This window comes from Pseudomonas sp. 5C2 (assembly GCF_034314155.1).
Lineage (GTDB): Bacteria > Pseudomonadota > Gammaproteobacteria > Pseudomonadales > Pseudomonadaceae > Aquipseudomonas.
The window spans coordinates 682,600-695,784 of the sequence record NZ_JAVIWH010000003.1; the positions used below are offsets into that span (position 1 = coordinate 682,600).

A 13,185-nucleotide genomic window follows, 5' to 3' on the forward strand; every position below is an offset into this window, starting at 1 on the left:
GGTACTTCCTGCGCACCTACCGCACCACGCCTTCCTCAATCAACAACTTCAAAATCGCCTCGGCGCCTTCTTTGGCGCCGAGGCCTTTGAGTACTTGCCCACCGCCACCGCTGGCCTTGGCTGTTGCGGCTTTCATGCGGTCGGCGCCGCTTTTGCCTTTGATCACTTTCAGACGTTTTGGCCTTGGTTTGGCGGGTTGCAGTGATGACGCTGCGAGCAGTTCGTCCACCACCACTTCAACCTGATCAGCCGCAAGCACGCCGCGCTGTGCAGGCCCGTAGGCACTCTGCCGGGACTTGGGCGCGGCGTTATCCACAGTCGCGAGAAACGGCAGGCGGACCTTCAGACGACGACGTTGACCGCGTGGCAGCGCTTGCAGCACATGGGCCACGCCGTTATCCAGCGATTCGACCTGCGCCAATCCGACCACCAGCGGCCAGCCCAGTTTTTCCGCCAACAGAAACGGCAACATGCCCGAGCCTTCACCGGTTTCCGCCTGGCTGCCGGTGAGCACAACTTGAACATTGGCTTCGCGCAGATAATCGATCAGCGCTGGCAAGGCATCCGCGCCTGGGGGCTGCTCCAGTACATGCAGTTCGTCCAGGCCCATGCCCAAGTAAGCCCGCAGCGCAGGCTCGTCGACATTGCCCGCGTGCAGCACGTGCAAGTTGTCCCCAGCCAGTTGCAGGCCCAGTTCGACAGCGCGCGCATCTTGTTCGGCGCGGCGTGGACGGCCGGACGTCGGGTGCGCACCGATGGACACCAGGCTGATGATGTGAATTGCACTGTTATCCACAGGGGCCTTCGAATTATGCAGCATCGCGTTCCCCCTCATTGCGGTAAGCCTCAACGGCAACAATCAGTGCCTTGAGTATGTCCGCGCTTTCACCGATCACCGACAGGTCAGCACGTTTGATCATGTCGCACCCCGGATCGAGGTTGATCGCCACCACCTTGTCGCAGGCACCAATGCCTTGCAGATGCTGGATCGCGCCGGAGATACCGACAGCCACATACACCCGAGCTGTGACCCAAGTACCACTGGCGCCGACCTGACGATCACGCGCCATGTAGCCATCGTCCACCGCCACACGGGATGCGCCTTCGGTGGCGCCCAATGCCGCTGCAGTTCGATGAAACAAATCCCAATCTTTCACACCATTGCCACCCGAGAAGATGAACTCCGCTTCAGCCATGGGAACGGCTGCCGGGTCCACCGCCACTGCGCCGAGGTCTTCGATACGCGACAGACTGCGAGCGACGGCTGTGGATAACTCCACCGGCAAGGCTTCGTGAAGGGTTTCACTGACTGGCTCGGCGCATTCGACGGCGGCCAGAATCAAGCGAGCCAATGGACGGGCCAAGTCTTCACGCCCCGCACCCGCGCGGCCGATGCACTGCTCGTCAGTCACCTGCCAGACCCGTGTTGCCGGACGTTCGCCCAGGCTTGCGGCAAAACGTCGACCCAGCTCACCGCCACCGCTGCGGCTGTCAGGCAGCAGCCAATGACGCGGATTGAACTGGTTATCCACAGCCCGTAGACCCTGAACACGCTGTTCCGGTGAATAACCGCTGAACTCGCTGCCGTCGAGCAGCAACAGACGGTCGACGCCGGCGGTGGCAAACGCAGTTTCCTTGTGCTCGCCGAATACCACGGCCAGCACTGCACCGTCGTTGCCGGCCAATTGACGAGCCTGGCCCAACACGTCGCGGTCGTGACTGCTCAAGCGGCCGCCGACCATGTCCGGTGCGACGCAAATGTAGAACGCCGGTTGCGCGATGACATGCAGCGGCAACTGCACGTCGGCCGCAGCAGAACGTTTGACTGCACCGCCCTGCTGCGCGCCGCTGCGGTCGATCCGCTTGATACCATTAGGGCCAATGAAACCCACGTTGTGCACATCTTTGCGCACGATGCCGTTGGGCCCCATCCAGCGGGTTTGCGCGGGTTGCATGGCCGCGTGCAGCGGGTGCAGGCGGTTACGGGCGATCCATTCGGCGCGGGGGTCGCGGCGGATAATGTCGCTCATCAATTCACCTCCGCAGGTTGGCGTTTAACAGGTGTCGGTTTGCTGGTGACGACGTCTTCCAGCAACGCATCGGCGACCAGTTCAGCAATGTCTTTGATCAGTGGCCGAGGCTCGACCACCCCTTCAAGCATCGCCGTACATTGCGGGCAACCCACAGCCACCAGCTCGGCGCCGGTTTCGCGGATGTCTTCCATGCGCATGTCGGGAATCCGCTGCTTGCCAGGAATGTCGGTGATCGGCGCGCCGCCACCTCCGCCGCAGCAACGGGAGCGAAAACCGGAACGCTGCATTTCCTTGATCTCGATACCCAGTGCGCGCAATACCTCACGCGGCGCCTCGTATTCGCCGTTGTAACGACCGAGGTAGCACGGGTCGTGATACGTCACGCTGGAGCCTTTGTGTTGGCCAAGGTTCAACGCGCCCGCCTGGATCAACTCGGCCATGTAGGTGCTGTGGTGCTGCACTTGATAGTTGCCATCAAAAGCACCGTACTCGTTTTTCAGCACATGGAAGCTGTGCGGATCGCAGGTGACAATACGCTTGAAAGCGTACTTGGACAGGGTCTGGATGTTGCGTTTGGCAAGCATCTGAAACGTCGCTTCATCGCCCAAACGGCGAGCCACGTCGCCACTGTCGCGCTCTTCGAGACCCAACACCGCGAAGTCGACATTGGCGGCTTTCAGTACTTTGACGAAGGCGCGCAAGGTCCGCTGATTACGCATGTCGAACGCGCCGTCGCCGACCCAGAACAGCACGTCGGCGGTCTTCTTCTCGCTTAGCAGATTGAGGTTCAGGTCGGCCGCCCAGTTCATCCGGCCACCCGGCGCAAAGCCGCCTGGGTTGTCCGTGGCGATCAGGTTGTCCAGCACTTCGGCGCCCTTGTTCGGCGTCGCACCTTTTTCCAGGGTCAGGAAACGGCGCATGTCGACGATGGCGTCAACGTGCTCGATCATCATCGGGCATTCTTCGACGCAGGCGCGGCAGGTGGTGCAAGACCACAGGGTTTCGGCGTCCACCAGACCGTTGACGATCGGTTGATGGGCATTGCCGCCGTGTTCGCCGATCGGTTTGCCCCTGCCGTCAAGAGATGGATACGGGCTCCCCGCGAACTTGGCATCGGTGCCGCCAGCCAAGCCGACCACCATGTCTTGAATCAGTTTTTTCGGGTTCAGCGGCTGGCCGGCAGCGAACGCCGGGCAGGCGGCTTCGCATTTGCCGCACTGCACACAGGCGTCGAAGCCCAGCAGTTGGTTCCAGGTGAAATCCTCGGGCTTTTCCACGCCCAAAGGTGCGCTGCGGTCACTCAAGTCCAGCGGTTTCAAACCGGTGGAACGGCCGCCACCAAAGCGCTCGGCGCGACGGTGCCAGGCCAGGTGCAAAGCGCCGGCAAAGGCGTGCTTCATCGGCCCGCCCCAAGTCATGCCGAAGAACATTTCCGTCAAGCTCAAGGCCACGGCCACGCCCAGCAGCACGACGAGAACCCAACCGCCAAAGTGCTCCGGCAGGATGCCCGCCACTGGCAGGGTCACCAGAAAGAAGCTGACGGAAAAGGCCATCAGGCTTTTCGGCAGGCGCATCCATGGACCTTTCGACAGCCGCGCAGGCGGATTGAGCCGGCGCAGTGCCATGAAAATTGCGCCGACAAACATGATCGCCGACGCCAACAGCAAGGCGTAGCCGAGGATCCGGTTATGCAAGCCGAAGCCGTGTACCAGGATCGCCAGTACGGCCGCCAAGACAAAACCGCCCGCCGTCGCAACGTGGGTGTTGGCGATGTATTTATCCCGTGCCACGACGTGGTGCAGATCGACCATATAGCGCTTGGGCATGGCCAGCAGACCGCCGAGCAAGTCGACCTTGGCCGCCCGGCCTTGGCGCCACAGCAGCATCCGCCGCACTGCGCCCAACACGGCCAGGGCCAGGGCGACGAACAACAGGATGGGAAGAAGGGTGTTCAACATGTGGAGCTCCCACCGGGAAAGCGGAGAAACGCATTTACCGTAGGAGTGAACGTGTTCGCGATAAGGCCGGGGCGGCCTTCAGGCGTTCATCAAATGAACAAATCCTTTTTGGCCGCTCCGCGCCCAATCGCGAACACGTTCACTCCTACAGAGGTATTGATTTAAAAATCCTTACACAACCGCAATGCGTCGTAGATCGCCGCATGGATGTTGCGCTGGGCCACGCAGTCGCCGATGCGGAACAGCAAGTAACCTTCGCCCGGCTGACTCAGCGAAGGTTGCGGCTGGATAGCGAACAACGCTTCGATGTCGATCTGGCCCTTGTTACGCGAGGCCTCTTTCAGCGCGTAGTAGATTTCTTCGTCTGGACGCACGCCGTTCTCGATCACCACTTGGTCGATCACCCGCTCCTCTTTGGCGCCGGTGTACTCGTTCTCCAGCACCGCGACCAACTTGTCACCCTCGCGATAGACCTTCTCCAGCATCAGGTCGCCGGTCATGATCACTTCTTTGGGGTACATGCTGCGGTAGTAAGTCGGGAACGATGTTCCGCCAATGGCCACGCCCGGTTTGATGTCGTCAGTGACAATCTCGACCTGACTGCCTTTGTCCGCGAGGAAGTCGGCAACCGACATCCCGGTGAACTCACAGATGGTGTCGTAGACCAGCACGTTCTTGCCCGGCGCAACTTTGCCGTCGAGGATGTCCCAACTGCTGACCACCAGGCCTTCATCCGCGCCCCAATGTTCATTCTGTTCCAGGAACGGGTGACCGCCGTTTGCCAGCACGACCACGTCCGGACGCAAGTCCAGGATGGTTGCAGGGTCGGCCGCAGTCCCCAGACGCACGTCGACTTTCAAGCGCGCCAATTCCAGCTGGAACCAGCGGGTGATACCGGCGATCTGATCGCGCTGCGGCGCTTTCGATGCGGTAGTGATCTGCCCGCCGAGCACGTCTTTTTTCTCGAACAACGTCACATCATGCCCACGCTCGGCAGCCACGCGTGCGGCTTCCAGGCCTGCAGGACCTGCACCGACCACCACCACTTTGCGTTTCACGCCGGTGGATTTTTCGATGATGTGCGGCACGCCCATGTACTCACGGGAGGTCGCGGCGTTCTGGATGCATAGCACATCCAGCCCTTGGTACTGACGGTCGATGCAGTAGTTGGCACCCACGCATTGCTTGATCTGATCGACCTGGCCCATTTTGATCTTGGCGATCAGGTGCGGGTCCGCGATGTGCGCACGGGTCATGCCGACCATGTCGACGTAGCCGCCTTCCAGAATCCGTGTCGCCTGGTTCGGGTCCTTGATGTTCTGCGCGTGCAGGACCGGGGCCTTGACCACTTCTTTGATACCGGCGGCCAAATGCAGGAACGGCTCCGGTGGATAACTCATGTTGGGGATAACGTTGGCCAGGGTGTTGTGGGTGTCACACCCCGAACCGACCACACCGATAAAGTCGAGCATGCCGGTGTCGTCGTAGTACTTGGCGATCTGCTTCATGTCCTCATGGCTCAGGCCATCGGGATGGAATTCATCGCCGCACAGACGAATGCCGACGCAGAAATCCGGACCGACTTCCTTGCGCACAGCCTTGAGCACTTCCAGACCGAAACGCATGCGGTTTTCGAAACTGCCGCCCCACTCATCGGTGCGTTTGTTAACCCGAGGGCTCCAGAACTGATCGATCATGTGCTGGTGCACGGCGGACAGTTCGACGCCATCCAGGCCACCGGCCTTGGCCCGCCCGGCAGCGCTGGCGTAGTTGCCGATCACGCGCCAGATTTCTTCCGGCTCGATGGTTTTGCAGGTCGCGCGGTGTACCGGCTCACGAATGCCGGACGGTGACAGCAGGGTCGGCCAATGGTCGCCGTCCCAGCGCGAACGACGACCCATGTGAGTAATCTGAATCATGATCTTGGCGCCATGCTTGTGCATGGCATCCGCCAGGTTCTGGAAATGCGGGATGATCTTGTCGGTGGCCAGGTTGACCGATTTCCACCAGCCTTGCGGGCTGTCGATGGCCACGCTGGAGGACCCGCCACAAATGGCCAGGCCGATGCCGCCCTTGGCTTTCTCCTCGTAATACTTCACGTACCGGTCAGTGGTCATGCCGCCATCGGTGGCATAAACCTCGGCGTGTGCGGTACTGAGTACGCGGTTGCGGATGGTCAGTTTGCCGATCTGGATAGGCTGGAACATTGCTTCGAAAGCCATGACGGAAACCTCGACTTACAACGGTTTGACGATGAACAGGCCATCGTCGTGGCCTTCTTCAGAACCACCGTAAACCTGCTCGGCCACAGTGCGGATCGGACTGCCTTTGGCGGCCAGGATTTGATCCATGGCACCCGCGAACCAGCCGGTGAACATATAATCGACCTTGCGCCCGACCTTGCCGTACACATAGACGAAGCACGAGTGCTCCAGGCGGATGCTGGCGGTGCCTTTTTCCAGGTCAATGGCTTCGATCTTGAACAGCCCCCAGCCGCGTTGCGACAAACGCTTCATGTAGTGTTCGAACACCGCGACGCCTTCCAGGCCGTGGCATTCAGCTTCTTTCTCGCACCAGTGCCAGGCCGATTTGTAACCCGCCTTGTAGAGAATTTCGGCGTAGGCGTCAGCGCCCAACACTTCTTCGATGCCCATGTGGTTGTTGACGAAAAAGTGACGTGGCACGTAGAGCATCGGCAACGCATCAGACGTCCAGACACCGGTTTCGCTGTCGACTTCGATAGGCAGTTGCGGGGCGATTTTAGCCATGGGGTAACACTCCAGAAATTCGGGTTGCGCCCACTGCGCGGATGGCAGTGGGGTCAGCTATTCAATGCAGATACGGTGTGAGCGTTACTCGCCCCAAACATTCTTGAGGACGCTTACCCAGTTCTCGCCCATGATTTTGCGCACGACGCGCTCGGGGTGGCCGCGTTTGAGCAGGGTTTCGGTCAGGTTGGGGAACTCACCCACGGTACGAATACCCAGCGGGTTGATGATCTTGCCGAAGCTGGTCAGACGCCGCGCGTAGCCCTTGTCGTGGGTCAGGTATTCGAAGAAGTCCTGACCGTGACCCTGTGTGAAGTCAGTGCCGATACCGATGGCGTCTTCACCGACAATGTTCATCACATATTCGATGGCTTCGGCGTAGTCGTCGATGGTCGAATCGATACCCTTGGCGAGGAACGGCGCAAACATGGTCACGCCGACAAAACCGCCATGGTCAGCGATGAACTTCAGTTCTTCATCGGACTTGTTGCGCGGATGTTCTTTCAAGCCGGACGGCAGGCAATGCGAGTAGCAGACCGGTTTTTTCGATTCGAGGATGACTTCTTCGGAGGTTTTTGAACCCACGTGAGACAGGTCGCACATGACACCGACGCGGTTCATTTCGGCAACGATCTCGCGACCGAAGCCCGACAGGCCGCCGTCACGTTCGTAACAGCCGGTGCCGACCAGGTTTTGCGTGTTGTAGCACATCTGCACAATGCCAACGCCGAGCTGCTTGAAGATCTCGACGTAGCCAATCTGGTCTTCATAAGCGTGGGCGTTCTGGAAACCGAAGAGGATGCCGGTCTTGCCTTGTTCTTTAGCCTTGCGGATATCCGCCGTGGTACGCACGGGGATGACCAGGTCACTGTTTTCACGCATCAGCTTCTGGCTGGTGCAGATGCTGTTGATGGTCGCCTGGAAACCTTCCCACACCGACACGGTGCAGTTGGCTGCGGTCAGGCCGCCTTTGCGCATGTCTTCGAACAGCTCACGGTTCCACTTGGCAATGATCAGCCCGTCAATAACGATGCTGTCGGCGTGCAATTCGGCTGGGCTCATCAGGCTGTCCCCTCTGGGTGATTCATGCGCCGAATCGTCTGCCGGCGCTTTGGGGCCAGCATATGCCTGAGGGTTGAGCGAGCCGGGTGCAAAAACGACAGGGGGTTTGCCGAAAGCGTCAAGAAACGACAAAGGGTAAGCGCCGTCTACATAGATAGACCATTGGGCCTCTATTCTTTACGCGGCGGCTGGGGGAAAATCCTTGGCGATTGCTCTGAACAACCGGCGAGGATGTTGCAAATGAGGTCAATGTTATTGGTGCTGGCAGTGCTGGCAACCGGTGCTCAAGCCGAAGACAGCACCCCCTGCGACAACGTGGAAACCACCCAGCAGAGCTTCGAGTGCTCAGCCTTCAACAAAACCACCTCCCAGCACGAGCTGGACAGCGCTTATAAAGACCTGGTCGACCGGATCAGCTCTCAGTACGCCAACCACCCGGCGCAGCTGAACGACTACCTCGCCAAAATAAAAAATGCCCAACAAATCTGGACCAAACTGCGCGAGGCTGACTGCGCGGTACAAACCTTCCTGAGCGAAAAAGGCAGCCAGACCCTAGAAATCGGGCAAAACGATTGCTTCTCGCAGATGAGCGATCAACGGTCGGAGTATTTGCAGTCGATCGGGATGGAGTGAAGCAGCGCCTGATAGTGATTCACGCATTCGTCCGCTGTCGATCCTCTCTCGGGCAGCGCGCAAACCGCGCGCGGTAACTGCGAGTGAAATACGATGGCGATTCAAAGCCGCAGGCCAGGCTGACTTCCAGCACACTCATGTCGGTCTGGCGCAGCAGTTGCCGCGCCTTCTCCAGGCGCAGCCCGAGATAGAAATTGCTCGGTGTGTCTTTCAAATGCAGGCGAAAAAGGCGCTCCAGCTGGCGGCGGGTGACCTGGATGCCTTCTGCCAGGTCCAGGGTGCTGAGCGGTGGCTCAGTGTGCTGCTCCATTTCGCCAATCACCTGCACCAGCTTTTTGTTGTTGATACCGTAACGCGTGGCGATCTGCATGCGTTGGTGGTCTTTGCGTGGGCGAATCCGGCCGAGCACGAACTGTTCCGAGACCTGAATCGCCAGTTCCGGCCCGTGGGCCTGGCCGATCAGGTCGAGCATCATGTCGATGGACGCCGTGCCGCCTGCGGACGTGATGCGGCGACGGTCGATTTCAAACAACTCCTGAGTCACTGCCAGCTGTGGATAAGACTCCTTGAACGCCCCCAGCGCCTCCCAATGCAGGGTCAGACGATGGCCGTCGAGCAGGCCTGCCTGCGCCAGGATAAAACTGCCGGTGTCGATGCCACCAAGGGTCACGCCTTCGTGGTCGAGTCGACGCAGCCAGTGCTCCAGTGCCGGGGTGCAGAATTTCAGCGGCTCAAAGCCAGCCACCACCCACAACGTCGTGCCTTTCTTCAGCGGCTCCAGCGCGGCATCGGCGTTGACCGACATGCCATTACTGGCAACCACCGCCCCGCCATCGACACTCAGCACATGCCAGCGATACAGCTCGCCACCGAAGCGATTGGCGACGCGCAGCGGCTCGACGGCCGAGACGAAGCCCATCACCGAGAACCCTGGCATGAGCAAAAAGTAATAGTCCTGGGACATCGGCGGTACTCGCGGGGTCAGCATCACTCACCACATACGCCAGTTGAATGAGGACAGCAAGAGAACAAGTCGCTACTGTGCAAGAGCGCGTCGCCGCTGTGCGTTTTCCAGGGGCTGCGGCTGCGTAACGTTGCATCACGGCGCGCAGACGTCGGAACCCCACAATAACGACTGCCGAGGGAATCCATCATGAAACGACTGATCAGCTGTTGTTTGCTGGCACTCACCGGAACCACCTTCATCGCCAACAGCGCCAGTGCAGCTGAAGCGGCAACCTGTCAGAACGTACGCCTGGGCGTGGTCAACTGGACCGACGTTATGGCTACCAGCGCCATGACCCAGGTTCTGCTCGATGGCCTGGGCTACAAGACCAAACAGACCAGCGCCTCACAGCAAATCATCTTCGCCGGTATCCGCGATCAGCGCCTGGACATGTTCCTCGGCTACTGGGACCCGTTGATGACCCAGACCATCACCCCGTTCGTGGAAAAAAATCAGGTGCGCATCCTGCCTGAACCCAGCCTCAAAGACGCTCGCGCGACCCTCGCCGTTCCAACCTACCTCGCCGACAAGGGCCTGAAAACCTTTGCCGACATCGCCAAGTTCAAGAAAGAACTGGGCGGCAAAATCTACGGCATCGAGCCCGGATCGGGCGCCAACACCCAGATCAAGGAAATGATCGCCAAGAACCAGTTTGGCCTCGGCGACTTCCAGTTGGTGGAATCAGGCGAAGCCGGAATGTTGTCGGCAGTCACCCGGGCGGTCAATCGCAACGAAGCCATCGTGTTCTTCGGGTGGGCGCCGCACCCAATGAACGTCAACCAGAAAATGACCTACCTCACCGGCAGTGATAACGCCCTCGGCCCGAATGAAGGCGAGGCCAAAGTCTGGACCGTTACCGCACCGGATTACGCCCAGCGTTGCCCGAACGTCGACAAGCTGCTGACCAACCTGAGTTTCACCGCTGAAGACGAGAGTCGGATGATGCAGCCGTTGCTCAACCACAAAGACGCGCTTGAATCAGCCCGGCAATGGCTCAAAGACCATCCGCAAGACCTCAAGCGCTGGCTCGCTGGGGTGAAAACCTTTGACGGCAAAGACGCCGCTGAAAACCTGAAACTTAGCAGCAACCCGTAGCGTATCCGAACCACCGATCCGCAGCCTGAACAGGCTGCGGAAGGGATCACCACACTCTAAAAACCGCCTGTAAGGAACCTGAAATGAACCATGACGTCATCATCACCTGCGCACTGACCGGTGCTGGCGACACTACCGGGAAGAGCCATCTGGTCCCGGTCACTCCCAAACAAATCGCTGCCGCCGCCGTTGAAGCCGCCAAAGCCGGGGCGACCGTGGTCCATTGCCATGTACGCAACCCTGACACCGGCAAGTTCAGCCGCGACGTGGCCCTGTACCGTGAAGTGATGGAGCGCATTCGCGAAGCCGACGTCGACATCATCGTCAACCTCACCGCCGGCATGGGTGGCGACCTAGAGATTGGCGCAGGCGAGAACCCGATGGAGTTCGGTCCGAACACCGACCTGATCGGCCCGCTGAGTCGCTTGGCACACGTCGAAGCACTGCTGCCGGAAATCTGCACCCTCGATTGCGGCACCCTGAACTTTGGCGATGGCGACACCATCTACGTGTCCACCCCGGCCCAACTGCGCGCTGGCGCCAAACGCATTCAAGAGCTGGGCGTGAAAGCCGAGCTGGAAATTTTCGACACCGGTCACCTGTGGTTCGCCAAGCAGATGATCAAGGAAGGTCTGCTCGACGACCCACTGTTCCAGCTGTGCATGGGCATCCCGTGGGGCGCGCCTGCTGACACCACAACCATGAAAGCCATGGTCGATAACCTGCCGGAAAACGCCGTGTGGGCAGCCTTTGGTATCGGCCGCATGCAGATGCCGATGGCAGCCCAGGCCGTGCTGCTCGGCGGCAACGTGCGTGTGGGTCTGGAAGACAACATCTGGCTTGATCGCGGCGTGCTGGCCAGCAATGGCGCACTGGTCGAACGCGCCTCGGAAATCCTCAGCCGCTTGGGCGCCCGGGTTCTGACCCCTGCTGAAGGCCGGGTCAAGATGGGCCTCAAGAAACGCGGCTAACGACACCCCGAACTGTAGGAGCTGACTTGTCACTACGCGTCCCGCTGCGAAGACCATTCAGCGCGGTGTATCTGATAGACCGTGTCGTCTGGCATTCGCAGACAAGCCAGCTACAAAAGCGACTTTTTTCAGGAATTTTCGATGACTTTTATCACTGACATCAAAATCTTCGCCGCGCTCGGTAGCGGTGTTATCGGCAGCGGTTGGGTTTCCCGCGCACTGGCTCACGGCCTGGACGTGATCGCCTGGGACCCGGCGCCCGGCGCTGAGGAGGCCCTGCGCAAACGCGTGGCCAATGCCTGGTCCGCCCTGGAAAAACAGGGCCTAGCCCCTGGGGCGTCGCAAAGTCGCCTGCGCTTTGTCGCGACGATTGAAGAATGCGTGCGTGACGCCGACTTTATTCAAGAAAGCGCCCCCGAGCGTCTCGACCTGAAGCTGGACCTGCACAGCAAGATCAGCGCCGCAGCCAAGCCCAATGCCTTGATCGGCTCCAGCACCTCGGGGCTGTTGCCCAGCGAATTTTACGAAAGCGCCATCCACCCGGAACGCTGCGTGGTTGGTCACCCATTCAACCCGGTCTACCTGCTGCCACTGGTTGAAGTGGTCGGTGGCAAACACACGGCCCCCGAGGCCGTACAAGCGGCGATCAAGGTGTATGAATCCCTGGGCATGCGGCCGCTGCATGTGCGTAAGGAAGTGCCGGGCTTTATCGCCGACCGTCTGCTTGAAGCGCTGTGGCGCGAGGCCTTGCACCTGGTCAACGACGGGGTGGCCACCACCGGCGAAATCGACGATGCGATCCGCTTTGGCGCAGGCCTGCGCTGGTCGTTCATGGGCACCTTCCTCACCTACACCCTGGCAGGTGGCGATGCTGGCATGCGCCACTTCATGGCGCAATTCGGCCCGGCGCTGCAACTGCCGTGGACTTATTTGCCGGCCCCCGAACTGACCGACAAGCTGATCGACGATGTGGTCGACGGCACCACCGACCAGCTCGGCAGCCACAGTATTTCAGCCCTGGAACGCTATCGCGATGACTGCCTGCTGGCCGTACTTGACGCGGTGAAAACCACTAAAGCCAAGCATGGAATGGCGTTTAGCGAGTAGCCCGCTCCTACAGGGAATTCATTCCAGATAAAAATTGATGAGACTGCCATGCCAACACTCACCACCTACACAACCCCAGTCCTCGCCGACTGGGTCGATTACAACGGGCATCTGCGCGATGCGTTCTATCTGCTGATTTTCAGCTACGCCACGGACGCTTTCATGGACCATTTGGGCCTGGACAGCGACAACCGCGAAGCCAGCGGTCACTCGTTGTTCACCCTCGAATGCCATCTCAATTATCTGCATGAAGTGAAGCAGGGTGAAGAGGTCGAAGTCCGCACTCAAGTCATCGGCCACGACCGTAAACGCGTGCACCTCTACCACAGCCTGCACACACCCGGCAGCGACGAACCCTTGGCCGCCAACGAACAAATGCTGTTGCACGTCGACCTGGCGGGCCCACGCTCGGCACCGTTCAGCGAGCCGGTATTGAACACCCTGCTGGCCTTGGTCGAAACCCAAAAAGACCTGCCGCGGCCCGCCTACATCGGCCGCGTGATTGGTTTGCCCGTCTGACCCTCTGCCGCCACCTACGACAATAGAAAAGGA

The 13,185-nt window shown here is 59.9% G+C and carries 12 protein-coding genes; 5 read left to right on the forward strand and 7 right to left on the reverse strand.

Annotated elements, in window-relative coordinates; translation table 11 throughout:
- Window positions 1-16: 16 nt before the first annotated feature.
- The 6 genes from RGU44_RS17925 to RGU44_RS17950 all read right to left on the reverse strand — a co-directional run bounded on the left by RGU44_RS17925 (window position 17) and on the right by RGU44_RS17950 (window position 7,821).
- Entirely contained in the window at window positions 17-820 is an 804-nt protein-coding gene (locus tag RGU44_RS17925) for an electron transfer flavoprotein subunit beta (protein ID WP_322182652.1), read from the reverse strand.
- Window positions 810-2,030, reverse strand: a complete 1,221-nt coding sequence (locus tag RGU44_RS17930; protein ID WP_322218389.1) for an electron transfer flavoprotein subunit alpha/FixB family protein — start codon at window positions 2,028-2,030, stop codon at window positions 810-812. The genes RGU44_RS17925 and RGU44_RS17930 overlap by 11 nt, the downstream gene beginning before the upstream one ends.
- Window positions 2,030-3,991, reverse strand: a complete 1,962-nt coding sequence (dgcB, locus tag RGU44_RS17935) for a dimethylglycine demethylation protein DgcB (protein ID WP_322182657.1) — start codon at window positions 3,989-3,991, stop codon at window positions 2,030-2,032. The genes RGU44_RS17930 and dgcB overlap by 1 nt, the downstream gene beginning before the upstream one ends.
- A gap of 161 nt (window positions 3,992-4,152) precedes the next feature.
- The gene (gene dgcA, locus RGU44_RS17940) at window positions 4,153-6,213 is read right to left on the reverse strand and encodes a dimethylglycine demethylation protein DgcA (protein WP_322182660.1); all 2,061 of its coding nucleotides are present in this window, start codon (window positions 6,211-6,213) and stop codon (window positions 4,153-4,155) included.
- A gap of 15 nt (window positions 6,214-6,228) precedes the next feature.
- Complete coding sequence (locus tag RGU44_RS17945; RefSeq protein ID WP_219064030.1) at window positions 6,229-6,759, reverse strand: DUF5943 domain-containing protein; 531 nt, start codon at window positions 6,757-6,759, stop codon at window positions 6,229-6,231.
- Between the two features lie 84 nt (window positions 6,760-6,843).
- Entirely contained in the window at window positions 6,844-7,821 is a 978-nt protein-coding gene (locus tag RGU44_RS17950) for a dipeptidase (protein WP_322218392.1), read from the reverse strand.
- Between the two features lie 240 nt (window positions 7,822-8,061).
- On the opposite strand from RGU44_RS17950, the gene RGU44_RS17955 reads away from it, so the two are divergent.
- Complete coding sequence (locus tag RGU44_RS17955; RefSeq protein WP_322182665.1) at window positions 8,062-8,454, forward strand: lysozyme inhibitor LprI family protein; 393 nt, start codon at window positions 8,062-8,064, stop codon at window positions 8,452-8,454.
- Window positions 8,455-8,473: 19 nt separating this feature from the next.
- Here the strand turns inward: RGU44_RS17955 and RGU44_RS17960 are convergent, their stop codons facing one another.
- Window positions 8,474-9,418 (reverse strand): GlxA family transcriptional regulator, encoded by a 945-nt coding sequence (locus RGU44_RS17960; RefSeq protein WP_322182911.1) that lies wholly within the window; start codon window positions 9,416-9,418, stop codon window positions 8,474-8,476.
- Window positions 9,419-9,607: 189 nt separating this feature from the next.
- Here RGU44_RS17960 and choX point away from each other — a divergent pair, with 189 nt between their 5' ends.
- The 4 genes from choX to RGU44_RS17980 all read left to right on the forward strand — a co-directional run bounded on the left by choX (window position 9,608) and on the right by RGU44_RS17980 (window position 13,152).
- Window positions 9,608-10,555: a choline ABC transporter substrate-binding protein gene (gene choX / locus RGU44_RS17965; protein WP_322182667.1), complete on the forward strand. Its 948-nt coding sequence runs from the start codon at window positions 9,608-9,610 to the stop codon at window positions 10,553-10,555.
- Window positions 10,556-10,638: 83 nt separating this feature from the next.
- Window positions 10,639-11,526 carry a 3-keto-5-aminohexanoate cleavage protein gene (locus RGU44_RS17970; protein ID WP_322182669.1) on the forward strand — a complete coding sequence of 296 codons (888 nt, stop codon included), beginning with the start codon at window positions 10,639-10,641 and terminating at the stop codon, window positions 11,524-11,526.
- A gap of 141 nt (window positions 11,527-11,667) precedes the next feature.
- Complete coding sequence (locus tag RGU44_RS17975; protein WP_322182671.1) at window positions 11,668-12,633, forward strand: L-carnitine dehydrogenase; 966 nt, start codon at window positions 11,668-11,670, stop codon at window positions 12,631-12,633.
- Window positions 12,634-12,681: 48 nt separating this feature from the next.
- Complete coding sequence (locus RGU44_RS17980; RefSeq protein WP_322218396.1) at window positions 12,682-13,152, forward strand: thioesterase family protein; 471 nt, start codon at window positions 12,682-12,684, stop codon at window positions 13,150-13,152.
- Window positions 13,153-13,185 lie beyond the last annotated feature (33 nt).